Here is a 20994-nt window from a genome sequence, read left to right on the forward strand (position 1 = left end):
CGTCCCTGGCCTCGGCGGAGGGGTGAGCCGTTGCGGGATACGCTAAAACCTGACGTTGGCGTCAGAGGCAAGAAATGTTGTCCGGCTCACATCGGAGAGACATGATGCGCATCGGCGAACTCGCCACCAGGACAGGCGTCAGCGTTCGGGCGCTGCGTTACTACGAGGAGCAGAACCTGCTCGCCTCGGAACGCAGCCCCAGCGGTCAGCGGCAGTACCCGGACAGCGCGGTCGACCGTGTCCAGTTGATCCAGCAGTTGTACGCCGCCGGGCTGCCGAGCAGGTCGATCACGGATCTGCTGCCGTATGTCGTGAACGGTGAGGCCACGCCCGAGCTGCTCGACCGGCTGTCGGCGGAACGGGACCGCATCGACAGCCGGATCGGCGATCTGGTGAGTACCCGGGACAGGCTGGGCACCGTCATCGCCGCCGCCACCGCGAACTGGCGAACGGGTCAACGCTGCCGAATCCAGTGATCAGGTGCGGGGCGGAACCGCCATGTCGGCCTGGGCGGTGGGTTGTTGACCACCACCCCGGTTCGCGTTGTCAGGAGGCGCCCATGTCCGGTGACACCCTCAGCCAGGATCCCCAAGAGCTGAGAAGGAGGATCGACGGCTGCAAGGCGCGGCACAACCGCGACTACTTGCGGCGCGCCGTCACCACGCTGGCCGAGGACGACGGCATCCGCCAGTTCCTCTACATCGGCACAGGCCTGCCGACCGCAGAGAACGTGCACCAGATCGCCCAACGCACCGCCCCCGAGACGCGGGTGGTCTACGTCGACAACGACCCGGTCGACCTCTCCCGCGCCCGCGCCCTGCTCACGAGCGGTCCCAAGGGACGTATTCGGGTGGCACGGACCCCCGCGGCTACCGCGGGCGGTGGGCCCAGGATCCACGCCCAGGGTCTCGACTCGCATGGCACTTCCCGAGCTGCACGGCGCACATCGACGACCTGGTGGTCGACCTCAGGCCGGTTTGCGCCACACGGAGATGTGCTTCGCTGAGTCCTCGGTGAACGGCACCCCGTCCCAGTCCGCGACGCGACGTTCCAGTTCGAGCCCGGCGATCCGTGCCATCAGGTCGAGCTCTGCCGGCCAGGCATACCGCTGCCGGGAGCTGCCGCGACGGTAGCGGCCGTCGTCGCCGTCGCGGGTGAAGTGGTGCGATACGAGAATCTGCTCGACCAGGTCGAAGGTGTCGAAGCCGAGATGCCGCTCGGAGACATCGAACGGCACCGCGACCTGGCCGGGTGGCAGCAACCGCAGCGGCGGCACGCCCAGCTCGATGACGAATCGGCCGCCGGGCTCCAGATGACGTGCGGCGTTGCGGAAGCACTCGACCTGCTCGTCCTGCGTGAGCAGGTTCGTGATGGTGTTGTAGACGAGATAGACCAGGGTGAACTCGCCGGGGACGACGGTGGTAGCCATGTCCCCGATGGATACCGGAAGCGTGCTCTCGTCGATCTTGCGCCGCAGCACCGCTGTCATGTGCTCGGACAGTTCGATGCCCACTACCGGCACGCCGCGTTCCCGGAGCGGTACACCCACTCGTCCGGTCCCGATCGCGAACTCCAGTGCCCGGCCGTCCCCGGCGAGCTCAGCCAGGAAGGCAAGAGTCGGTTCGAGAACGGCAGCCGAGGACGTTTCGGTCTCCTCGGCGTCGTAGCGGTCGGCGGTAGCACGGGTCCACAGTTCACTGCTCGTCACGGGCGGTCACTTTGCCGGGAACCGAGGGGTGCTGTCGACACATTTACCTTCCACCGGCCCCGACCGCACAAGGCTTCGCAGGTCGAGCACGGCGTCCAGCCTCGACTTCGAGTCGGCCAGGATGCCGCCCAGCGCCTCCGCCTGGGCAAGATTGCGGGGGAAGCCGTCCAGCAGGAGTCCCCGCTCGGTGTCCGGGCGGGCCGGGCGCTCGTTGACGGCCCCGATCGTGACGCCGTCCGGAACCAGAAGGCCGGCGCGTATGTGCGTGAGCGTTCAGCAGTTGATAGGCACCGTGATGTCGCCCCGTCGACAAGGGCACTGCTTCGGCCTCGGTACTGGACAAGACCGACCGGCGCTCTCGACGGTTGCTCGAGATGCAACGAGAACGGCAACAGGCCATCCGCCTCGGCGAACCCGTAGTCACAGAAGCTGCGCCATCTCGACGTGGCTGGACAGGGTGCTGGCGCGAGGCCGGTTCGGGGTGCTCGGGCTGGTCGTGGGCGGGGTCGGTGCGGAGTCCGGTGAGGATCCGCCAGTTCTTCAGGTGGGCGAAGTCAGCGACGGCCGGGGCGCATCCGGCGGCGAGGATGCGATTGGCTTCCTTCTCGGCGGGCGGGGCGGGTGGCGACGACGCGCGGGCAACGACGGTTCGGTCGGCCTCATGTCCGGCCTGGCATCGGCAAGTTCGGTCATTGGGCCTTACCGGGGGTTATCCCCACCACCGATCCGGATGATCTCTCCATCGCGGTGGCCGGCTCCGTTCGGGCACCGTGAGGTGGCACGGGAACGGCGGGCGTGAAGAGCTCTTCGTAGCCGGCCGCCGCAGCTGCAGTGATCTTGTTACTACGACGGAGGAAAACACGTGATCAAGCACAAGCGTGCGCTGGGTGGCGCACTCGCTCTGGCCATCGCGATCGGCGTCACGGTAGGCGCGCTGCCGGGTAACTCCGCCTTCGCGGGTACTGAGACAAAGACCACCGCCGTATGGTCCGCCAACACCTCCGGGGATCTGCGGCTACGTGACCTTCTGCACCGACTGACCACCGTCGACGGTGGGCCGGGAGCGCTCGTCGAGGTCCGGAACCGGCACGACAGCACGGCGCTGACCAGCGGAGTCGCGAACGCGACGAGCCAGGTGCCGATGCGCGGCGACAGCAGGTTCCGGATCGGCAGCATGACCAAGCCGTTCGTTGCCACCGTCGTACTCCAACTGGTGGGAGAGCACCGCGTCGCCCTCGACGCACCGGTGGAGCGCTACCTGCCCGGTGTCGTCCGTGGCCAGGGCCACGACGGGCGGAAAATCACCGTCCGCCAGCTGCTCCAGCACTCCAGCGGCCTGCCCGACTACCTCGACTACCTCAACCCGCAGCAGATTCTCGCGGACCCGCTCGCCCACCAGGGCACCCGTGACCTGGTAAACCTCGCGCTCGCCCACCCCCCGACCTTTGAGAAGCCCGGCTCCGAATGGCACTACTCCAACACCAACTACCTGCTGGCCGGCATGCTCATCGAGAAGGTGACCGGCCACCCCTACGACAAGGAGATCCGTCGGCGCATCATCACCCCGCTCGGCCTGCACGACACGTCTGTGCCGGGTGAGGACACGGCGATCCCCGGACCGCACCCACGCGGATATGTACGCCCCGGTGAGGACGCGCCGCTCATGGATCTCACCGTGATCAACCCGTCCATCGCGGGCGCATCCGGCGAGATGATCTCCAGCGCTTCCGACCTCAACCGGTTCCTGGGCGCACTCGTACGCGGCAGGCTGCTGCGTCCGGCCCAGCTCAACGCGATGATGAAGGCCCGGCCGACCGGCAGTGACGACGGCCGGGCCTACGGCCTGGGCCTCGAGAGCAGGCCCCTGCCCTGCGGCGGCCTCTACTGGGGGCACGGCGGCGACATCTTCGGCTTCCAGACCGCCGGCGGCGCTACGGTCGACGGCCGGCAGGCCACGGTCATGGTGAACCTCGACCCCGGTGGCACAGACGCGCAGGACGCCGACATGAAGGCCGCCGTCGAGACCGGGCTGTGCGAGGGCCGACCCGCACACCCCCAGTAGCGCAACTGCCGTTGGCGGCAGCAGTAGGCAGGGGCATCCCCCGGCCTGGGCTTCCTCGGCCTGGACGACGGCGGGGACGATCCCGTGGTCGTCACCGGCTTCAAGGGCGCCCGCGCCCGCAGGCTCGCATCCGCCGAGAAGGGGCAAACCGGGTCCTGGCCGCCGGAGCAGCCCCGTCGAACGCGGCTTCACCCACCTGTAGCACTGGCGGATCCTCACCAAGCTCCGTACTGACCCCACCCGCGCCGCCCACCTGTTCCACGCACTGCTCGTCCTGACGAACATCGAGGCCACTAACGGCAATTGACCTCTACCGCAGGCAGCCCACGATCAGCACATGTACCCGGAACGGCGTCACCGGGCCGGGATCGGCTGAGTGAGGTTCACCGGGTTGCCGTCGGGGTCCTGAATGTGGGCGACGCGCTGTCCCCACGGCATGTCGTTGGGGCCACCGCTGACCGAGCCGCCCAGCGCCGCCACCCGGCCGAGCGTCTCGTCGACGTCGTCGACACCGATGCTGAGCAGGATCCGCGACGCCGCCCCGGTCCCCGGGTCCTCCTTGGTCACCAGCCCCAGGTCGGTGTCGCCGATCCGCAAGCCGAGGTAGAAGGCCGGGCCATCCTCCGGTACCCGGAAGATTTCCTCAGCGCCGAACAATTCCGTATAGAAGCCGAGTAGAACGTCGTGGTCGGCGGTCACGATCACGGGCTGGATGGTGGACATGGCACTCCTGTCGAGAACGGTCGTGTCGCTGGGTAGACCGTTCGAGGACGGTGAACTCATCGGCAGAACCACCCCGCCGGACGATCTGCAACACAGTCTGCCGCCCACGACCAGCACGAGCCACTCGAAACGAGGTCACGCCGCCCCGCTGGCCAGCCACTTCAAGATGGCGGTGCTCAACAGCACCAGCCGTTGCTGCAACACGCTCCTGTCGCGTTCACTACGCCACGCGTGTCGAACGCCTTCGCGAGCGCAGCACAATGGCCTGACGAGGAAGTAGTCCCCAGGTGTCAGCCGGTCATGGCAGGCTCTTCGGCGCGTGCTCGGGCGCTTGCTCGCGCGCTGGCGAGGCGGTAGGAGCCGGTGCCGGTGTCGAGGACGCCGCCGCGATGGGCACCTCGGGTCGCCGCACGCGGCTCGACCTTCGTCATGAACAGCACCACTTGCGTGACCCACCCAGGAGTTGTACGAGACATGGAGCTACGAGCTGGCGGCCGAGCCGTAGCGGCTTGCCGACTCAACCGTCAGCCTTCGGCCCGTGGAGCCTCAACCGTTCCCGCCTTCGGCGCCTCCGGACCGTTCGCGTAGCCGCGCCGACCGTATCAGGGCCTCCCTGCCCGCGATGTCGACGGCCCGCTGGGCGAGGCGTTCCGCCCCGTCGAGGTCCCCAGACTCCCCGCGTCGCCAGGCCAGCTCGACCAGGGGCCCGTGTCTCCGGCGTGGACAGCCCGCTGGCACAGGAGTTCCGCGCCCTCGAGATCCCCGGCCCGCCGCGGCCAGCGCGGTCATTGCCTCTGACAGCTTAGTTGCCCTTTCTCCTGAGAGATCAGATCCGGCCCCGGGGGGACGTGCCGCACCGAACGCCTTCCCTGCGTCACTTCATCAGGCACGTGCCGCCGTTGTCCCTAATTCCGCCAAGAGACCACCTCAGCCGTGCGGGTTCTGCCTGTACGAAGCTCGTCGAGTTCCTCGATGCCGTCCGCAAGGCCGGTGAAGACCGCCCTCATCGCTCCGTCTCCGTCACGTCGCCCCGCTCCTCGAGCCCCCGAAGCCGGCAGGTAGCCTCCTCGGACTGCCGTTGGCGAGCGGGGAGTGAGGAGTCGCCCGGCCGCAGGGCCGCGAGGGTGACCGGGACAGACCCCGAGAGGAAAGGACGAGATGACGGACGAACCGGAGACCCCCGAGGCGGATGGGCCCGTACCTCCTCAGACCTCCACCCTGCAGTCCTCCGCGCCGAAGCTTCGGGGCCGCATGCGACGGTTCTCCCGTGGCCGGGGTGGTGTCGCTGTCATCGGCGGGCTTGTCGGGGCGCTGCTGGGTTGGGGCGTCATGGCGTGGCGCTCCGACGAACTGCCCCTCGTGGAGCGGGACGTGTGCTGGGGTTCGCTCTCGCCCGATGTAGCGCATGCGCTGTTCTCGGACACGGATGTCCGCAGCCGTGAGCTGCCGTTGCGCCGGGCCACGGAGGACCACATGCACACGGAGTGCAGCATGCAGGGGTTCGGAGCCGACGAACTGGAGTCGGAGGTCACGGCGTCGGTGCGGACGCTGGGGGAGTTGCGGGGCGCGCAGGCGTGGAGCTGGACGGAGGAGTACCTCTCCTCACGTATGACACCGCTCGGCGACGGGATCCCCGGCATGGCGTCCTCCACCCGTGCCTGGGTGAAGCTCCCGTCGAGCTGTGCGGAACGGTATTACGAGCCGGGCGAGAAACCGCCGTTGCGGGTGGTCAGCCTCGCCTCGGACGCGTCCGACCCCGAAGGCCAGAACGTGGTCGACGCGCGGCGGGGCCTCGACGCGATGTCCCGAGCGGTTGTGCGGCTGGCCAACGGGGTCATGGAACGGTACGGCTGCGACGCCCGGTACGACGACCCGCAGAAGCTCCCCCGCGCCCCGGAGGGCAACGAACTTCCGGACGTCGACGCCGACCGGCTCTGCGGAATCCGGGGTGTCCGGCTGCCGGAGTGGGCTCGTGAGTTCGAAGCGAAGGCCGTAGGCACCACGCCGGGCACTCCGGCGGCGGGCGGGGTCCGGGCGTGCGACGTGAGGCAGCCCTTCGGCCCGAGCAGGCTCCGGCTGTTGACCGTGGCGGACCCGGAGCTGGCCGGCGTCGTGTCCCGGGCGCTCGGAAACCGGGCCACGGGTCTCGGCGGTGACGGGCAGGGTGCCTATGCGGGCGGCCTGAGCGTCTACACGGCGGACTGCCGGTCCGGCCGGGTCGCGTTCGTGGCGTATGAGCCGGAGAAGGACGGCGGGTCGCACGACGACGAGTCGCTCGCCCTTGCCGTTCTGCCGTCGTACGTCAAGGAGGAGGCGAAGCGCGTCGGCTGCGGCGAGGTGAACGTGAAGGTGCCCGGTATCCCCGCGACGTGAGGGGTGCCGTGTCCGTACACCCGTGCAGCGCTAGGCGGCCTCACCCAGGACGGATTCGAGACGGTTCAGGACGTGGGGCCAGCCCTTGCCCATGCCGTCGTACGCCTGCCGGCCCATCGGGGGAGTCGAGGTCGACGTCCGCGTGGGTGAGGACGAGGCGGGTGCCCTTGCCCTCCGGGCGCAGCGTCCAGGTGATGGTTGTGTCGAGCGAGCCCTCGGCGAACCGATAGGCCAGCAGCCGCTGGTCGTCCGCCTCGGTCACCTCGCAGGGCTGGCTGCCGAAGTTTCCCATGTCGAGGGTGCAGCGGTGCCGGGCGACGGGCTTGATCTCGCCGGCTGCCCACCAACGGGCATGGAGGTCGGGTTCGGCCATGGCCTTCCAGACCGCCGCCGACGGGTGGGGCAGGAACTTCTCGCAGATGACCGTCGGCTGCGGATGCCCGGGCTGCGGATGCCCGGGCCGCGGATGCCCGGGCCGGCGCGCTCGGGCTGGGCGTCGGCCAGCATCTGGTGCTGTAGATGCTTGCCGAGGTCGGCCCTTGCTCGCAGCGCGTACTGAGTGACGAACTGCGCATCGACCGCACTGTGATGGTCGGCATCTGTGACGGACTTGAACAGCCGGGCCACGTACGCCGTGAGCGAGACGTCGCAGACCGCCCCCTCTGAGCCCGAGGGCCCCGTCAGCATGCAGGGTGATTCGAAAGAATCTCGAAACTTTCGATGTTTGGGCTCCTCGATCAGCTCCAGGAATCAGGCCACGCGGGCGCCTGAGCTTGATCTGGATGGCTCATGTCGCGCTGCACCTGCTGTTATTGATGATTGGTGACTCGCCGATGGGCGTCGGTACTTTCGCGATCCTTGCGGAAACAGTTGACTCTTGACGGGTACCGCTCAACACTGTCGGCATCGCCAGGCCACAAGCCCCGGCGCTGCCGGGCCGTCCCCACGATCCGGTCTCCTGGGCCTGCCGCGCGATGACCGGCCGGCCCGCCGCGCAGCACGACGCCTGTGCGCGGTCGGCGCCACCCCGGCCACCCCCAGAGGGTCGTCGGGCCCCCACGCGCCACCTGGCTCCCCGCAAGCCGTCACAAGGAGGAAGCATGAACATGGACAACACCCCCATCCGCCCGGTAAGCCGCAGAGGCTTCATCGGACGGGCCGGCGCCCTGGCGCTGGCGACGTCCGGACTGATGCTGCCTGGCACCGCTCACGCCGACACGGTCATCACCACGAATCAGACGGGCACCAACAACGGCTACTACTACTCGTTCTGGACCGACGGTGGCGGTTCGGTCTCCATGAACCTGGCGTCCGGCGGCAGTTACGGCACCTCATGGACCAACTGCGGCAACTTCGTCGCGGGCAAGGGCTGGGCCAACGGCTCACGCCGGACCGTGAACTACTCCGGCAGCTTCAACCCGGCCGGCAACTCGTACCTGACTCTCTACGGGTGGACGGCGAACCCGCTCGTGGAGTACTACATCGTCGACAACTGGGGCACCTACCGGCCCACCGGGACGTTCAAGGGCACGGTCACCAGCGACGGCGGTACGTACGACGTCTACCAGACGACGCGGGTCGACGCCCCGTCCGTCGAAGGCACGAAGACCTTCAACCAGTACTGGAGCGTCCGCCAGTCGAAGCGGACGGGCGGGAGCATCACCTCCGGCAACCACTTCGACGCCTGGGCCCGTTTCGGGATGCCCATGGGCAGCTTCAACTACTACATGATCATGGCGACAGAGGGCTACCAGAGCAGCGGGAGCTCCAACATCTCGGTGAGCTGACACCTCGTGCGGCACGGCCGGGGGGGGGGGGGGGGGGGGGCCCCCCGCCCCCCCGGGGGGGGGCGGGGGGGGGGGGGCCCCCCCCCCCCCCCCCCCGGGGGGCCCGGAGGCCCCCCCCCCCCGGGGCGGGCCCCCCCCCCCCCCCCCCCCCCCCCCCCCCCCCCCCCCCCCCCCCCCCCCCCCGGCCCCCCCCCCCCCCCCCCCCCCCCCCCCCCCCCCCCGGCCGGGTGCCTCCGGGTGGGCCGTCAGACGGGCGTGACCGTGCGGTCGGCGTCCGCCGGGCGGCTCTTCCCGTAGAGCTCCTTCTCGATCTCCTCAAGGCTCCGGTTCTTCGTCTCGGGTACGAGGGCGAAAGTGAAGAGCAGGGCGAGCAGGGAGATACCGGAGAAGATGAGGAAGGTGCTGGAGGAGCCGATGCCTTCGACGAGCATCGGGAAGAACTGGGAGACGAGGTAGTTGCCGCCCCAGAGCGCGAAGGTGGCGATGGAGGCAGCCACGCCGCGGATGTGCGTCGGGAAGATCTCGGAGATGATCACATAGGTGATGGTCCCGAAGGACACCGCGAAGAACGCCACATATCCGAGGATCAGGACCAGCAGCAGAGTCGCGTTCGGGTGCGGGCTGCGGAACACCAGGCCGATGCAGGCCAGCAGTACGGTCATCGCGGCCGCGCCGGTCAGAAGAAGCGTGCGACGTCCGACCCGGTCGATGAGCCACATCGACACGAGTGTGGCGGCCACGAGCGTCACGCCGATCAGGACGGTGCTCGACATCGCGTCGTTCGTCTCCAGGCCCGCCGATTTGAACACCTCGGGGGCGTAGTAGAAGATCGCGTTGATTCCGGTGATCTGCTGGAACAGGGCAACCCCGAAGCCGATGACGAGCATCTTGCGGAAACGCGGCGCGAGTACGTCCCTGACACCGGCCCGGCCGCCCTCGACGGCCATCGAGGCCTCGATTCCCGAGAGTTCGGCTTCCGCGTCCGCCCTCGTGGGAGTGATCCGCAGCAGCACGTCCAGGCCCTCGCCCCTCCGTCCCTGGCGTATCAGCCAGCGCGGGCTCTCGGGGACGAGGAAGAGCAGAGAGAAGAACACGATCGCCGGGACGATGCCGATGACGAAGACGTAGCGCCAGCCGTGCTCGATGTTCCACGCGTCGGTCGAGGCACGCGCGATCAGCGCGCTCGCAGAGAACACCACGAGGTTTCCGACGGTGTTGAAGAGCTGGTTGAAGGAGACGAGCCGTCCCCGCAGGTGAGCCGGTGCCACCTCGGCGATGTACAGCGGCGCGATCGTGGTCTCCGTACCGATGCCGATTCCGACGAGGATACGAGCGGCCACGAGCAGTTCCTCATTGGGCGCGAGCCCTTCACCGAGCGCCCCCACGAGGAAGACGACGGCGGTTCCCAGCATGACCTTCTTGCGTCCGACGGCATCACTGAGACGGCCCGCGACGACCACACCGATGATGCAGCCCACGATGATGCTCGACGTCACCCATCCGAGGCCGCCGGCGCTCAGGGCGAAACGGTCCTGGATGAATCCGGCCGTCCCGGATATCGCTCCGTTGTCGAAACCGAAGAGGAAGCCGCCGACGGCGGTGACGCAGGTGATGACGATGACGCTACGCATGTGACCGGCGGAGGGCCGGGTCGTGCTTTCCATCAGAACCTCCGTGGTAAATGGCCGGAACGGCGTTGTTCCGGGCCGGTTCCCGGTGTTCCGCGGAGCCCCGCGTCCGCGGAGCCCCGTCGGATGTCGGATCAGCCTCGTGTGTCGTCGGTCCGGGTGTCCGAGCGCCGGGTGGACCGGAGCGCGGATTCGCGCACGGTCACCCGGGACATGAGGGCGGCGGGGGAGTGGCTTCCGGTCAGACCGGCAGTGACGCCCGCCGCGTTCGACGCCCCGCATGCGGCGGCGATACGGAGATGTGTGGCCCAGCCGGCCGTCGGGACGCCGAGCAGGCTCCGTACGAGGCCCGCGCAGAAGGCATCACCGGAACCGACGGCACTGCGCACCGGGACATCGGGTGCCCGCACCTCGTACTCCGCGTCGGCGGTGAACGCATGGGCAGGACGGTCGCCGTCCGTGACGATGACGCAGCGGATTCCCGCGTCGAGCCAGTCCAGGGCCCTGGTCTCCGGATCGCCGGACCCGAGGGACATGAGCTCCTCGCGATTGACCTTGACGATGTCGGGCAGTGCTGCCGCGCCGAGGGCCAGGACCTCGCCGTGCGCGTCCAGAACCGACAGCACTCCCTCACGGCGCGCCTGGGCGATCCAGCGCGCGTACGCGTCGGCGGGCACGCCGGGCGGGATGCTGCCTGTGCACACCAGGGCCTCGCTCCGCGCCAGGACCTGTACGAACAGGTCGCCCAGAGCGTCGAGTTCGGGCTTCTCGACCATGGGCCCGTTCGCGTTGTAGACGGTTGCCCCAGCGGGGTCCGACAGATCGACGAGCACCTCGCAGACCCGGGTGGCCCCCGCTGTCGGGACCAGGGAGGAGGCCAGATCCTCTGCTCCGAGCAGGTCTTCGAAGAGCCTGCCGGTGGGACCGCCGGAGAAACCGAGGAGCAGAGGAGCGGGCACCGGGGTGTCCGTCTCATGGCTGCCGGCGGCGAGCTGGCTCAGGACCCGGGCCACGTTGACGCCCTTGCCTCCCGCGAAGGTGTCGCTACGGGCCAGGCGGTGGACCGAGCCGGGCCGGTGGGACTCCACGGCAAGGAGCCGTTCGACCGCGCTGTTGAGCGAGGTGATGGCGATACTCACGATGTCTCCTTGCCGTCGTGGGCGGGGCACGGTCCGCCGTCCCGTGTCAGGGCGTCCCGGGCGATGGCCGCCGCGCCGGAGGCGACGGGCTCGGCCAGCGGGCTGATGTGCAGGGGAAGATCCCAGCGCTCACGCCGGTGCGCCGCCATCTCGGGCCGCCTGAAGAGGGAGCCCATCAGCGCGACCTGCCCAGGCTGTCTCCCGGCCAGCTCACACATCTCGCCGATGGTGGTGCGCGCGAGGTCCGCGAGGTGATCGAGAGTGCCGCGCACCACCTCGGCCGGCCGGGCCCCGGCGGGCAGGCCGGCCAGTGTCAGAAGCCCGTCGGCGCCCACGGCCGGCCCGCCGGTGGAGCCGACCGTGACATGCAGCGACGGCAGGCCGCCGGATTCGGTAGCGGCGAGATCGGTGAACAGGCCGTCGAAGTCCCCGCCGTGGAAGAGCTCGGCGAGCAGCTGGACGACCTTGCCCGAGGGGATGGGGCAGCCGAGCAGGAACCCGTCGTCGTGCCACGCGCGCTCGTGGTCGAGGCCGAGTTCGTACGAGCGTGTCCGCGGGGTGAACGTCGGCGTGCCGACCATGAGGTATTCGGACGTGCCGATGGAGTCGAAGACCTCGGCCCCACTCATGGCGTGGACCTGGCGGGCGGCGACGACCTGGTCGTGGCCACCGATGACGACGCGGGCGCCGGGGACGAGGGCCACCCCCGGCAGGGACGCGGGAAGGATGTCCCCCGCGGTCGCCCCGGTGGGCAGCGCGGGAGCGAAATGTCCGGGGGTGAGCCCGAGCCTCTCCAGCGTCGGCGTGTGTGGAGCCAGAGTGGCCAGTTCGAAGCACTGGCTGTGGGTGATCTGGTTTGTCGCGCAGGCCCATTCGCCCGTCATCCGATGCGTGACGAACGTACAGAAGTCCACCCATCGGGCCGTCGAACGCCACACCTCCGGCTCCCGGAGGCGCACATGGGCCGTGCGCTCCGGAGTCTGGTCGAGCCGGTGGCGCAGCCCGGAGACCTGGAAGTGCTCGAAGGAATCGAGCCACCCGACCGTCTCCGCGTCCAGGGCGCGCACCGGGCGCCGCTCCCACCACGCCAGCGACGGGTGGAGCATCCGGCCCGCGCTGTCCATGGCGACGGACTCCTCCTGGCCGAAGGACGCCACGGCGGCTCCGCCGAGCGGTCCGTGCGGCGCGGCGGTCGTCCGCGCGTACTCGGCGATGAGCTCGGCGGTGGCGCGCCAGATGGCCTCGGCGTCGTGGAACACGAGCGTGCCGGCCTCGAGCGTGGGCGTGCGGATGCGGCCGGCGGGAAGCGGTGTGCCGTCCTCGTCGACGCCCGCCACCTTGATATGGGTGGTGCCGATGTCGATACCGAGAAACCACATGGTTCGGGGCCTTTCCTCGGAGCGGGTGGGATCAGAGGCCGAGCTTGCCGGGATTGAGTACGCCGTTCGGGTCGAGGGCGTTCTTCAGCCGGCGCAGCAGCAGGTGGGAGGAGCCGAGGGAACGCCTGGTGTACGGGGACCTGGCAAGGCCGCCACCGTGGTGATGGGAGAGCTCGGCGCCGTGTACGAGGGCCACCCCCATGGCGGTGGTCCACACCTGCTCGAGCCGGCGCACGGCTTCCTCGTCGTTCTCGGCCTTCCCGCGCAGGATCAGATAGAGAGAGGTGCCTTGGGTGTAGACGTGCGAGAAGTGAGCGAGCACCTCGTCCGCCAGTGGTGCGAGCGCCTCGGTGAGGGCGTGGTAGAGGGGAAGGATGCCGCTCCAGTTGTGGGCCACCTCGACCGTTTCGGCGTAGCCGCCGTCCTCGGCGAGCAGATTCTCCACGCCGGAGAAGTCGAAGCGCCTGGCCATCCACTTCTCCGTACCACCGGGGCCGGTGGCGGTTCCGCCGTGCTCGGCGACGATGGAGCCCAGTGCGTCGAACTCGGCGCGGGCGACGGCATCGAGTCCCTGGGTGCCCGCGAACATCACCGGGCTGTCGACCGTGTCGTCCTGGAGTGCGTGGCGTGCCTCGGCCGTGTCGTACAGGCGGAGCACGAACGGCCGCAGGCCGGCCGCGGCCTGCGCACGCATCACGGCTACGCCCGCCTCCACAGACGGCAGTCGGTAGGTCTCCAGGAGCCGGACGGGCGGCACGGGGAAGATCTTGAGGGTGACCGAGGTGATGACGCCGAGGGTGCCCTCCGAGCCGAGGAAGAGCTGACGCAGGTCCGGGCCCATCGCGGCGCGGGGCGATGCGGACAGGCGCAGCGTCTCGCCGGTCGCCAGGATCACGGTGTAGCCGACGACGAGGTCCTCGATGCCTCCGTAGTACGAGGAGAACTGGCCGGTGGCGAGCGTGGCGAGCCAGCCTCCGACGCTGGAGCGGTGCAGCGACTGCGGCGAGTGGCCGAGTGTCCAGCCCTGCTCGTGCAGTTCGGCCTCCAGGGCCCCGCCGTTGTAGCCGGCGGACGCCTCGACGGTCAGGTCCTCGGTGTTCACGGTGTACGTGGCAGGCAGGGCGGAGACGTCCAGCACGATGCCGCCGCGCACGGGAAGGGGCTGGCCGGTCACGGAGGAGGCGAGCGCGCGGACGGTGACGGGCACGTCGTGGTCCGCCGCCGCCGAGAGCACCGCGCGTATCCCCGCTTCCGAACCGACCGCGACCACGGCGTCGGCGCGATGGGTGTGACGGCCGAGCTTGTCGAGCTTGGTGGAGAGCGGCCAGGAATCATGGCTGGAGGCGGTGAGGGACGCCTCGTCCGTACGGACGGCGTCCGGCCCCAGCTCGTGCGACAGGGCGGTCAGTGCGGCGGGGAGGTCTGTCATGGGGTGCTCCACAAATTGCTGGTTCCGGGGGAGGCAGGGCGTACGCCGGGTGGGCGAGAGCCGGAGCCGGCCCGCCGGGGCGGCTCGATTGACAGCCGCTGTGGTGGGATCCTAGGGTCACAATGCAATTCTCTGCAAGCTGCATATTGGAGCGATTTTCATGGACGCGCGAACCGGTAAGAAGATCCGCCTCGGGCGGCTGGTCAGGCCTGCCAGCGGACGGGCGGTCGTGGTCGCCGCCTCCCACGGGGTGACGAGCGGCCCGCCCGCCGGACTGCGCAGTACGGCGGAGATCCGGTCCGTCTTCAGCAAGCTGACGACCGCCGACGGCGTCATGGTGACGCCCGGAATGGTCCCGCTCCTGGAGGACACGTTCACCGGGCGCGACAAGCCGGGGCTGATCCTCCATCTGGACTGGAAGAACCACGCCCGGGGCATCTACACGCCCGGCGCCGATGGCCGCGGAGAGGGCGTACTCGCCCAGCTCGCCGACCTGGAGGCGGTCGCTGCCGCCGGTGTCGACGCCGTCATGACGTACCTCTACCTGGGGCAGCGCGACACCCGGCTCGAGCGCGCCGAGGTGGAGCGCAACGCCCGAATCGCCCGCGACTGCGAGCGCCTCGGCCTCGGTCTGATCATCGAGCCGCGCTCCGCGCTGGAGGGCGACGACCCGGACGCCCTCAGCGCCAAGGTCATGAGCATGTACTGCCGGATCTCCGCCGACATCGGTGCCGACCTGGTGAAGGCGCTGTGGCCCGGCTCGCCGGAAGCCTTCGCCGAGGTGACCGAGAGCTGCTACGTGCCGATCCTGCTGGCCGGCGGCAAGGGAGGCGACGACCCGCTCGACACTCTCGCGCTGGCACACGACGCCGTCACCGCGGGCGGGGGCGGCGTCATGTTCGGCCGACGCGTCTTCCGGGCCGAGCAGCCGGAACGTGTGTTGTCGGCCCTGCACGCGGTCGTCCATGATGGTGACCCGGTCGACCGTGCCAAGGCGCTCCTGGCCTGAACACGCGTCAGCCCGCCGGCAGGCCGTTCAGCCGCACCACAGCATGTCCGCATATCCGCAACGGAGTCCGAAAGCACCGCGTGACCATGGCAGCCTTGAGTTCCACCACCCCAGTCGGTACCACGCCCAGGGAGGTCATCGCCCGGGACGTGCTCCGTGCGGGGGTCGGCGGACGCCTGCCGACCACCGTCCACTACCAGGAGTCGCTGGGGGTGGGCTCCGGTACGGTCCAGAAGGCGCTGAAGGACCTGCGGAACGAGGGGGCGATGTCCCTGGTCGCCCGAGGGCACCAGGGGACCTACATCACCGAGCTGGACGCGGCCCTGCTGTGGTCGGCGGCGCGGCTCAGCCCCGTACACCTGCTGCTCCCGCCGAACGCCCCGCCGGAGTCGATGCGCGTCGCCACGGCGGTGGCGGAGCGCTTCGCGGCTGTGGGGGCGTACACCACGGCCGGCCATCTGCGCGGCGCGGAGGCCAGGTTGCAGGCTATCGAGGCCAGTCGGGCGGACATCGCCCTCATGTCCGCCGGGGCCGCCGGGGACCTGCTCTCCGGGGGCCCGGCCGGACATCGCACGCTCACCCTCGGCAGCGGCACGTACTACGCGCCGGGAAGCCTCGTCGTCGTCACCCGCACGGCCGGGCCGGGGCCCGGTACGGACGGTGCGGAACTCCGGATCGGCATCGACCTGGATTCGGACGACCATCAGCGGCTCACGCACGCCGAGTTTCCCGAGGGCGCGGGCCGCTATGTGCCGACCGATTTCACCTCCGTGCCGCGGGCGGTCCTCCTCGGTGAGATCGACGCCGGCATCTGGCACACCGTCGACTCGCTGATCCCGCTCGACGCCGCCGGCCTGGCCGTCTCCCCGCTCACCCGCCCGGAAGCGGTGGATCTCGCCCGGGCCATCTCCGCCGCGGTCCTGGTCGCGACCCAGGGCAACATCCCGGGTGTCCTGCTCTCCCGCGCCACGGACGAGGGCGGCGAACTCCTGGCCGAGGGGCCCGGCGCGCCCAGGCCGGTCCTCCCCGGCGGGGACGACCCCCTGCGGCTCCGGGTGTGAGCGTACGGGGCGTGGCGTTCCCCCCTACGCCAGATGTGTCTCAGGCGAGAAAGGGGCGTACGAGGCGGAGGAGTTCCTCCGGGCGGTGCAGCGGAATGATGTGACCGCAGTCCTCGATGACGTGACCGGTGAGGTCGTCGGTGACGGGCCGCAGCTGCCGCTCGAGCGCGTCCCCCACCGGCCGGGCGCCGACGGCCAGCGTGGGCACCGACAGCCGGCCGGACTCCACGGCCTGCTGGATCTGCCGGGCGTTGGTGGGCATGGCGCGGTAGTGGGCGAAAGCGCAGCGCAGGGCCTCCTGGCCGGTGTAGGCGCTGACGAAGGCGTCCCGTATCTCCGGCGCGACGCCCTGGCCCAGGGTGCCCTGGGTCAGGAACCATTCGATGTAGGCCCCCTCGTTGCCCGGCAGCACGGTTTCCGCGAGGCCCGGGACCGAGTGGAAGCCGAACCACCAGGGTGGCCCTCCGGCCAGGAACCGTTCCGCGCCGGGCAGCGTGCCCAGCAGTGACTCCATGAGCACCAGGCGGCGGACGCGCTCGGGGCTGCGCATGGCCATGAGAAAGGCGGGCGGGGTACCGGCGTCGATGCCGATCACGGACGCCGACCTCTCCCCGAACGCGTCCAGGAGCGCCAGGGAGTCCTCGGCGACGCTCCCGGCGTCGTAGCCGTCCGGTGCGTGCGCACTCGCGCCGAGTCCCCGGAGATCGGGGGCGATCACCCGGTACTGTCCGGCGAGGCCGTCCATGACATGGGTCCACAGGCGCCAGGTGTGAGGGAACCCGTGGAGCAGCAGCACGGCGGGCCCCGTCCCGGCGGTCGCCACGTTGAGCTCGACGCCGTTGACGGTGACACGGTGCAGCAGGGGTCCCGGGGTCTGACCGGCCGGTGAGGGGATCGGAGCGACAGTCATGATGATCCTTCTGTAGTTACCAATGGTGACAACAGAACGATAGGTAACTACCCTGGAGCGGCCAAGACCGTACTTTCACGTCAGGTGGTGAGCTCCAGGTGACCCCTCGGACCACACGTGCGCCCGAAGAAGGCACCCGAGGTGATCTGTTCGACCCTCTCTGCCCGACCAGGCGGCTTCTCGACCGGATCGGCGGCAAGTGGACCTCGATGGCTGTCAAGGTGCTGGCGGAGGCGTCGCCGGGCGAGGTGCGCTTCGCCGAACTCCAGCGGCGCATGGCCGGCATCTCGCAGAAGATGCTCTCGGTGACGCTTCAGACACTGTGCCGCGACGGTCTCGTCAGCCGGCGTGTGGAGTCCAGCGTCCCGCCGCGTGTGTACTACGGGCTCACCGAACTCGGACTGTCCCTGGAGGACCCGCTGGCCGCCGTACGCCAGTGGGCCGAGGAACACATGGCCGAGATCGACCGCGCTCAGCAGCTCTCGGACGCGATGACGGAGGATACGTAGATCCGCTTCCGGATCCCCGACACCTGGAGCTCGTGTGAACACCCGCGCCCTTTCCCTCTCCTTCCGCCGCAGGCGCGCGGCGGGCCTTGCCACCGCCGTAGGGGCGGGCATGCTGGCAGGCTGTGCCGTCGCGGGCGGAGCGTCCGGCGACGCCGGGCCCGGGCAGCGGACCAAGGCCGCCGACGTGCTGCTTCCGACGGCCGGTACCCGGTTCGACTACCAGATCGGCGGGGCGTACACGCCACCCGACGGGGTGCGCGCGGTGTCCCGCGACCGCGAGGACGAGCCGGCCCCCGGCCTGTACAACGTCTGCTACGTCAACGCCTTCCAGACGCAGCCCGGCACACTGGAATGGTGGCAGGACACCCACCCCGACCTCCTGCTGCACGACGGCGACGGCGAGCTGATCATCGACGAGGGCTGGGACGAAGTGCTCCTGGACACCTCGACGGAGGCCCGGCGCACCCAGCTCGCCGAGATCGTCGGGAAGTGGATCGACGGCTGTGCGGAGAGCGGCTTCCAGGCGGTGGAGCCGGACAACCTCGACTCCTTCGAGCGCTCGAAGGGAAAGCTGACGAAGGATCACAACGCCGCCTTCGCCGAGGCGCTGGCAGCCCGGGCGCACACCGGCGGCCTCGCGGTCGGGCAGAAGAACACCACCGACCTGCTCGACCGGCACGCCGAAATCGGCTTCGACTTCGCGGTGACGGAGGAGTGCGCCCAGTTCGACGAATGCGACGCGTACGCCGACGCGTACGAAGGCCGGGTCCTCGCGATCGAGTACGAGGGCGAGGGCGACATCGACTTCGACGAGAGCTGCTCCACCTGGGGCGACCGGATCTCTCTCGTCCTGCGGGACCTGGATGTGCTCCCCGCGGGCGAGAAGGGGTACGTGTACCGGACCTGCTGAACTCCGGACGGTAAGAGAGGCATGGGCACCGTTCACGGCGGACTGATCCTGGTGAAACGGGCCCGGCCGGTATCCGGACCGCGCTGCTCCAGGCCTGTCAGCCGGTTGTGGGGCGACCCGCCGCACGGGCCCACAGATAGAGAGGGACCTGGAGCGGGAGCCGGCCGTAGGCGAGCGCCCGCGCCGGTGCGGGGCGGGCGCGCCAGTCGTACGCCATCTTGACGTTGGCGGGGAAGACGCCGACGAAGAAGAGCGCGGTGGCCCGGGCACTGAGGCGCCGGGTGCGCGGCACGGCGAGTCCCGCCGCGAGCGCCAGTTCCGCGACGCCACTGGCCCGGGTCCAGGTCCTGGGGCTGCCGGGGAGAGCTCGTGGCACGAGCGCGTCGAACGGCCCCGGAGCGGCGAAGTGCGCGGCCCCGGCCGCGGCCATGAGGCCGGCCAGCAGCAGGGGCGAGCTCGGAATGCGGGGGACGCGTGCCATGGGGGCTCCTGAAGGGGGACCGGGGGTGCGGGACACGAAGGTTACTCCAGGGTAAGGACCGTCGGCCGGCGTTCGCCTTCAACCGAGGGTGATGCGGCGGAACCTACTGAGCGCCAGCAGCATGAACGCGACGGTGATGAGGCAGGCGCAGAACGCCGCGTACGGCAGGGCGTGCACGACCGGCCAGGCGTCGCCCGCGGAATCGCCGCCCGGCGGCGGATTGCCGAAGAGCCGTCGTACGGCGGTCGCGGTGGCGGAGACCGGGTTCCACTCCGCGACCGTACGCAGCGGGCCCGGCATGGTGCGCGTCGAGACGAACGCCGAGGAGACGAACGTGACCGGGAACAGCCAGATCAGCCCCGCGCTCTGGGCCACTTCCACGCTGCGGGCCAGCAGCCCGATCGCCGCGCCGACCCAGGACATGGCGAACGCGAACAGCAGGATCAGGGCGTAGGCGAGCAGCGCATGGGCCGGGGACGTGGCGATCCGCCATCCCACGAGCAGTCCGCACAGCGAAGTGACGACCAGCGTCACCGCACTCATCGTCAGGTCGGACAGGGTCCGGCCCAGCAGCACGGCCATCGCGGGCATCGGCAGGGAACGGAAGCGGTCGACGATGCCCTTGTCCATGTCGTTGGCCAGGCCCAGCGCGGTGAACGCCGCGTTGAAGGTGACGGCCTGGGCGAAGATCCCGCCCATCAGGAACGTCCGGTACTCGGCACCGCCGAGGCTCCCGCCGAAGACGTAGGCCAGCAGGAGCACGAACATCACCGGTTGCACCAGGGCCGCGATGACGGACCCGGGTGTGCGGCGCAGGTTGAGCAGGTTGCGCCAGGCGATGATGGAGGAGTCCCGCCCCAAACGCTGGACGCCGCTCACCGGCCACCGCCCAGTGCACCGGCGCCGACGGCCTCGCCGGCCGGCGCCCCGGCCGAGGCCGGCTGCCCGGTGAGGGCGAGGAACGCGTCGTCGAGCGTCGGCGGTGCCAGTTCGACGTCCCGGACCGCGATGCCGGCCAGACGCAGGCAGCCCAGGGCGTACTCCAGGGTCTGCGCACCATGATCCGTGGTCACCGTGAAGCGTCCGGTGCGCGGATCGAGTTCGGGGCGGTGCGGCCCGAGGGAGGACAGGATGTCGGCGGCGGTCGGCCGGGACTGCGCCTCTGTGACCGTCAGCGAGAGACGTTCGCCGCCGACGCGTGCCTTGAGCTCGGAGGCGGATCCGCGCGCGACCACGCTGCCGTCCTCGATGACGATGATGGTGTCGGCCAACTGGTCCGCCTCCTCCAGGTACTGCGTGGTCAGCAGCACGGTCGTGCCTTCCGCCACCAGATCCCTGACGGCACGCCAGGTATCGGCCCTGCCGCGTGGATCGAGCCCGGTGGTGGGTTCGTCCAGCACGACGACGGGGGGCCGGGCCACGAGTGCCCCGGCCAGGTCGAGGCGGCGGCGCATCCCGCCTGAATAGGTGCCGCTCAGTCGGTCCGCCGCATCCTCCAGGTCGAAGTCGGCCAGCAGGTTCCCGGCCCTGCGGTGGGCGGCGCGCCGCCCGAGACCGTAGAGCCGGGCGACCAGGTAGAGGTTCTCCCTCCCGGTGAGCTTCTCGTCGACAGCCGCGTACTGACCGGACAGCCCGAGGTTGCGGCGTACGCCCGCGGGGTCCGCCAGTACGTCGCATCCGGCGACCCAGGCCCGCCCGCCGTCCGGCCGCAGCAGTGTGGACAGCACGCGCACGGTGGTCGTCTTCCCCGCGCCGTTGGGGCCGAGGACTCCCAGCACGGTGCCGGGAGCCGCTTCGAGGTCCACACCCGTCAGCGCCCGCTTCTTCCCGAATCTCTTGGTGAGCCCTTCGGCGCGTATCGCCGTCCGGGCCAGCGGTGTGCTCAT

General features: G+C 70.0%; 21 protein-coding genes and 1 pseudogene. 10 read left to right on the forward strand and 12 right to left on the reverse strand.

The features are described from left to right. The first annotated feature begins 104 nt into the window (after positions 1 to 104). Positions 105 to 476 (forward strand): MerR family transcriptional regulator, encoded by a 372-nt coding sequence (locus tag ACIREO_RS24290; RefSeq protein ID WP_404114061.1) that lies wholly within the window; start codon positions 105 to 107, stop codon positions 474 to 476. Between the two features lie 83 nt (positions 477 to 559). Continuing rightward, positions 560 to 844 (forward strand): annotated as a pseudogene (locus ACIREO_RS24295) (SAM-dependent methyltransferase); the annotation flags it as partial. 123 nt (positions 845 to 967) lie between these two features. On the opposite strand, the gene ACIREO_RS24300 reads toward ACIREO_RS24295, so the two are convergent. Both ACIREO_RS24300 and ACIREO_RS24305 read right to left on the reverse strand, forming a co-directional pair. Beyond that, positions 968 to 1708 (reverse strand): class I SAM-dependent DNA methyltransferase, encoded by a 741-nt coding sequence (locus ACIREO_RS24300; RefSeq protein WP_404113705.1) that lies wholly within the window; start codon positions 1706 to 1708, stop codon positions 968 to 970. 6 nt (positions 1709 to 1714) lie between these two features. Beyond that, a complete protein-coding gene (locus ACIREO_RS24305) occupies positions 1715 to 1969 on the reverse strand; it encodes a nucleoside monophosphate kinase (RefSeq protein ID WP_404114063.1) in 255 nt (84 codons plus the stop codon). Between the two features lie 601 nt (positions 1970 to 2570). Between ACIREO_RS24305 and ACIREO_RS24310 the strand changes: the two genes are divergently transcribed. Then, a complete protein-coding gene (locus tag ACIREO_RS24310) occupies positions 2571 to 3770 on the forward strand; it encodes a serine hydrolase domain-containing protein (RefSeq protein ID WP_404113706.1) in 1200 nt (399 codons plus the stop codon). Positions 3771 to 4124: 354 nt separating this feature from the next. Here the strand turns inward: ACIREO_RS24310 and ACIREO_RS24315 are convergent, their stop codons facing one another. Then, complete coding sequence (locus ACIREO_RS24315; protein WP_404113708.1) at positions 4125 to 4493, reverse strand: VOC family protein; 369 nt, start codon at positions 4491 to 4493, stop codon at positions 4125 to 4127. A gap of 1158 nt (positions 4494 to 5651) precedes the next feature. Between ACIREO_RS24315 and ACIREO_RS24320 the strand changes: the two genes are divergently transcribed. Next, on the forward strand, positions 5652 to 6866 hold the full coding sequence (locus ACIREO_RS24320; RefSeq protein WP_404113709.1) for a hypothetical protein: 1215 nt from the start codon (positions 5652 to 5654) through the stop codon (positions 6864 to 6866). A 40-nt stretch (positions 6867 to 6906) separates the two neighbouring features. Here the strand turns inward: ACIREO_RS24320 and ACIREO_RS24325 are convergent, their stop codons facing one another. Continuing rightward, entirely contained in the window at positions 6907 to 7239 is a 333-nt protein-coding gene (locus tag ACIREO_RS24325; RefSeq protein ID WP_404113711.1) for an SRPBCC domain-containing protein, read from the reverse strand. A 146-nt stretch (positions 7240 to 7385) separates the two neighbouring features. Between ACIREO_RS24325 and ACIREO_RS24330 the strand changes: the two genes are divergently transcribed. Continuing rightward, positions 7386 to 7532, forward strand: coding sequence for a MarR family transcriptional regulator (locus ACIREO_RS24330; RefSeq protein ID WP_404113713.1), 147 nt, complete (start codon positions 7386 to 7388; stop codon positions 7530 to 7532). Between the two features lie 440 nt (positions 7533 to 7972). After that, positions 7973 to 8653 carry a glycoside hydrolase family 11 protein gene (locus ACIREO_RS24335; RefSeq protein ID WP_404114065.1) on the forward strand — a complete coding sequence of 227 codons (681 nt, stop codon included), beginning with the start codon at positions 7973 to 7975 and terminating at the stop codon, positions 8651 to 8653. Between the two features lie 245 nt (positions 8654 to 8898). Here the strand turns inward: ACIREO_RS24335 and ACIREO_RS24340 are convergent, their stop codons facing one another. The 4 genes from ACIREO_RS24340 to ACIREO_RS24355 all read right to left on the reverse strand — a co-directional run bounded on the left by ACIREO_RS24340 (position 8899) and on the right by ACIREO_RS24355 (position 14228). Beyond that, complete coding sequence (locus ACIREO_RS24340) at positions 8899 to 10317, reverse strand: sugar porter family MFS transporter (protein ID WP_404113714.1); 1419 nt, start codon at positions 10315 to 10317, stop codon at positions 8899 to 8901. Positions 10318 to 10415: 98 nt separating this feature from the next. Continuing rightward, entirely contained in the window at positions 10416 to 11420 is a 1005-nt protein-coding gene (locus ACIREO_RS24345) for a 1-phosphofructokinase family hexose kinase (protein WP_404113716.1), read from the reverse strand. Then, a complete protein-coding gene (locus ACIREO_RS24350; protein WP_404113718.1) occupies positions 11417 to 12799 on the reverse strand; it encodes an FGGY family carbohydrate kinase in 1383 nt (460 codons plus the stop codon). Before ACIREO_RS24350 ends, ACIREO_RS24345 begins: the two co-directional genes overlap by 4 nt. Before the next feature lie 31 nt (positions 12800 to 12830). Next, the gene (locus tag ACIREO_RS24355; RefSeq protein WP_404113719.1) at positions 12831 to 14228 is read right to left on the reverse strand and encodes an FAD-binding oxidoreductase; all 1398 of its coding nucleotides are present in this window, start codon (positions 14226 to 14228) and stop codon (positions 12831 to 12833) included. A gap of 160 nt (positions 14229 to 14388) precedes the next feature. Between ACIREO_RS24355 and ACIREO_RS24360 the strand changes: the two genes are divergently transcribed. Together ACIREO_RS24360 and ACIREO_RS24365 are read left to right on the forward strand one after the other, a co-directional pair. Further along, positions 14389 to 15237, forward strand: coding sequence for a class I fructose-bisphosphate aldolase (locus ACIREO_RS24360; protein WP_404113721.1), 849 nt, complete (start codon positions 14389 to 14391; stop codon positions 15235 to 15237). A 95-nt stretch (positions 15238 to 15332) separates the two neighbouring features. Continuing rightward, positions 15333 to 16298: a YhfZ family protein gene (locus ACIREO_RS24365; protein ID WP_404113723.1), complete on the forward strand. Its 966-nt coding sequence runs from the start codon at positions 15333 to 15335 to the stop codon at positions 16296 to 16298. Positions 16299 to 16338: 40 nt separating this feature from the next. Here ACIREO_RS24365 and ACIREO_RS24370 read toward each other — a convergent pair whose 3' ends face one another. Further along, positions 16339 to 17208: an alpha/beta fold hydrolase gene (locus ACIREO_RS24370; protein WP_404113725.1), complete on the reverse strand. Its 870-nt coding sequence runs from the start codon at positions 17206 to 17208 to the stop codon at positions 16339 to 16341. Positions 17209 to 17306: 98 nt separating this feature from the next. Here ACIREO_RS24370 and ACIREO_RS24375 point away from each other — a divergent pair, with 98 nt between their 5' ends. Together ACIREO_RS24375 and ACIREO_RS24380 are read left to right on the forward strand one after the other, a co-directional pair. Beyond that, positions 17307 to 17717 carry a winged helix-turn-helix transcriptional regulator gene (locus ACIREO_RS24375; RefSeq protein WP_404113727.1) on the forward strand — a complete coding sequence of 137 codons (411 nt, stop codon included), beginning with the start codon at positions 17307 to 17309 and terminating at the stop codon, positions 17715 to 17717. A 34-nt stretch (positions 17718 to 17751) separates the two neighbouring features. Then, positions 17752 to 18627, forward strand: coding sequence for an endo alpha-1,4 polygalactosaminidase (locus ACIREO_RS24380; protein ID WP_404113728.1), 876 nt, complete (start codon positions 17752 to 17754; stop codon positions 18625 to 18627). Between the two features lie 97 nt (positions 18628 to 18724). On the opposite strand, the gene ACIREO_RS24385 is transcribed toward ACIREO_RS24380, so the two are convergent. The 3 genes from ACIREO_RS24385 to ACIREO_RS24395 all read right to left on the reverse strand — a co-directional run bounded on the left by ACIREO_RS24385 (position 18725) and on the right by ACIREO_RS24395 (position 20994). Further along, on the reverse strand, positions 18725 to 19108 hold the full coding sequence (locus ACIREO_RS24385) for a DoxX family protein (RefSeq protein ID WP_404113730.1): 384 nt from the start codon (positions 19106 to 19108) through the stop codon (positions 18725 to 18727). Between the two features lie 78 nt (positions 19109 to 19186). Further along, positions 19187 to 19987, reverse strand: coding sequence for an ABC transporter permease (locus tag ACIREO_RS24390; RefSeq protein ID WP_404113732.1), 801 nt, complete (start codon positions 19985 to 19987; stop codon positions 19187 to 19189). Further along, positions 19984 to 20994 (reverse strand): ATP-binding cassette domain-containing protein, encoded by a 1011-nt coding sequence (locus tag ACIREO_RS24395; RefSeq protein WP_404113734.1) that lies wholly within the window; start codon positions 20992 to 20994, stop codon positions 19984 to 19986. The genes ACIREO_RS24390 and ACIREO_RS24395 overlap by 4 nt, the downstream gene beginning before the upstream one ends.

It is taken from the genome of Streptomyces sp. NPDC102441 (genome assembly GCF_044765585.1).
In the GTDB taxonomy this organism is placed as follows: Bacteria; Actinomycetota; Actinomycetes; order Streptomycetales; family Streptomycetaceae; genus Streptomyces.

What these genes read in the sequence shown, in the direction of transcription:
- ACIREO_RS24325 (WP_404113711.1), bottom strand. Translation starts at nt 7,239, where the DNA reads ATGGCCGAACCCGACCTCCATGCCCGTTGGTGGGCAGCCGGCGAGATC.
- ACIREO_RS24360 (WP_404113721.1), top strand. Translation starts at nt 14,389, where the DNA reads ATGGACGCGCGAACCGGTAAGAAGATCCGCCTCGGGCGGCTGGTCAGG.
- ACIREO_RS24315 (WP_404113708.1), bottom strand. Translation starts at nt 4,493, where the DNA reads ATGTCCACCATCCAGCCCGTGATCGTGACCGCCGACCACGACGTTCTA.
- ACIREO_RS24355 (WP_404113719.1), bottom strand. Translation starts at nt 14,228, where the DNA reads ATGACAGACCTCCCCGCCGCACTGACCGCCCTGTCGCACGAGCTGGGG.
- ACIREO_RS24290 (WP_404114061.1), top strand. Translation starts at nt 105, where the DNA reads ATGCGCATCGGCGAACTCGCCACCAGGACAGGCGTCAGCGTTCGGGCG.
- ACIREO_RS24385 (WP_404113730.1), bottom strand. Translation starts at nt 19,108, where the DNA reads ATGGCACGCGTCCCCCGCATTCCGAGCTCGCCCCTGCTGCTGGCCGGC.
- ACIREO_RS24320 (WP_404113709.1), top strand. Translation starts at nt 5,652, where the DNA reads ATGACGGACGAACCGGAGACCCCCGAGGCGGATGGGCCCGTACCTCCT.
- ACIREO_RS24335 (WP_404114065.1), top strand. Translation starts at nt 7,973, where the DNA reads ATGGACAACACCCCCATCCGCCCGGTAAGCCGCAGAGGCTTCATCGGA.
- ACIREO_RS24350 (WP_404113718.1), bottom strand. Translation starts at nt 12,799, where the DNA reads ATGTGGTTTCTCGGTATCGACATCGGCACCACCCATATCAAGGTGGCG.
- ACIREO_RS24370 (WP_404113725.1), bottom strand. Translation starts at nt 17,208, where the DNA reads ATGACTGTCGCTCCGATCCCCTCACCGGCCGGTCAGACCCCGGGACCC.
- ACIREO_RS24340 (WP_404113714.1), bottom strand. Translation starts at nt 10,317, where the DNA reads ATGGAAAGCACGACCCGGCCCTCCGCCGGTCACATGCGTAGCGTCATC.
- ACIREO_RS24330 (WP_404113713.1), top strand. Translation starts at nt 7,386, where the DNA reads ATGCTTGCCGAGGTCGGCCCTTGCTCGCAGCGCGTACTGAGTGACGAA.
- ACIREO_RS24395 (WP_404113734.1), bottom strand. Translation starts at nt 20,994, where the DNA reads ATGAGCACACCGCTGGCCCGGACGGCGATACGCGCCGAAGGGCTCACC.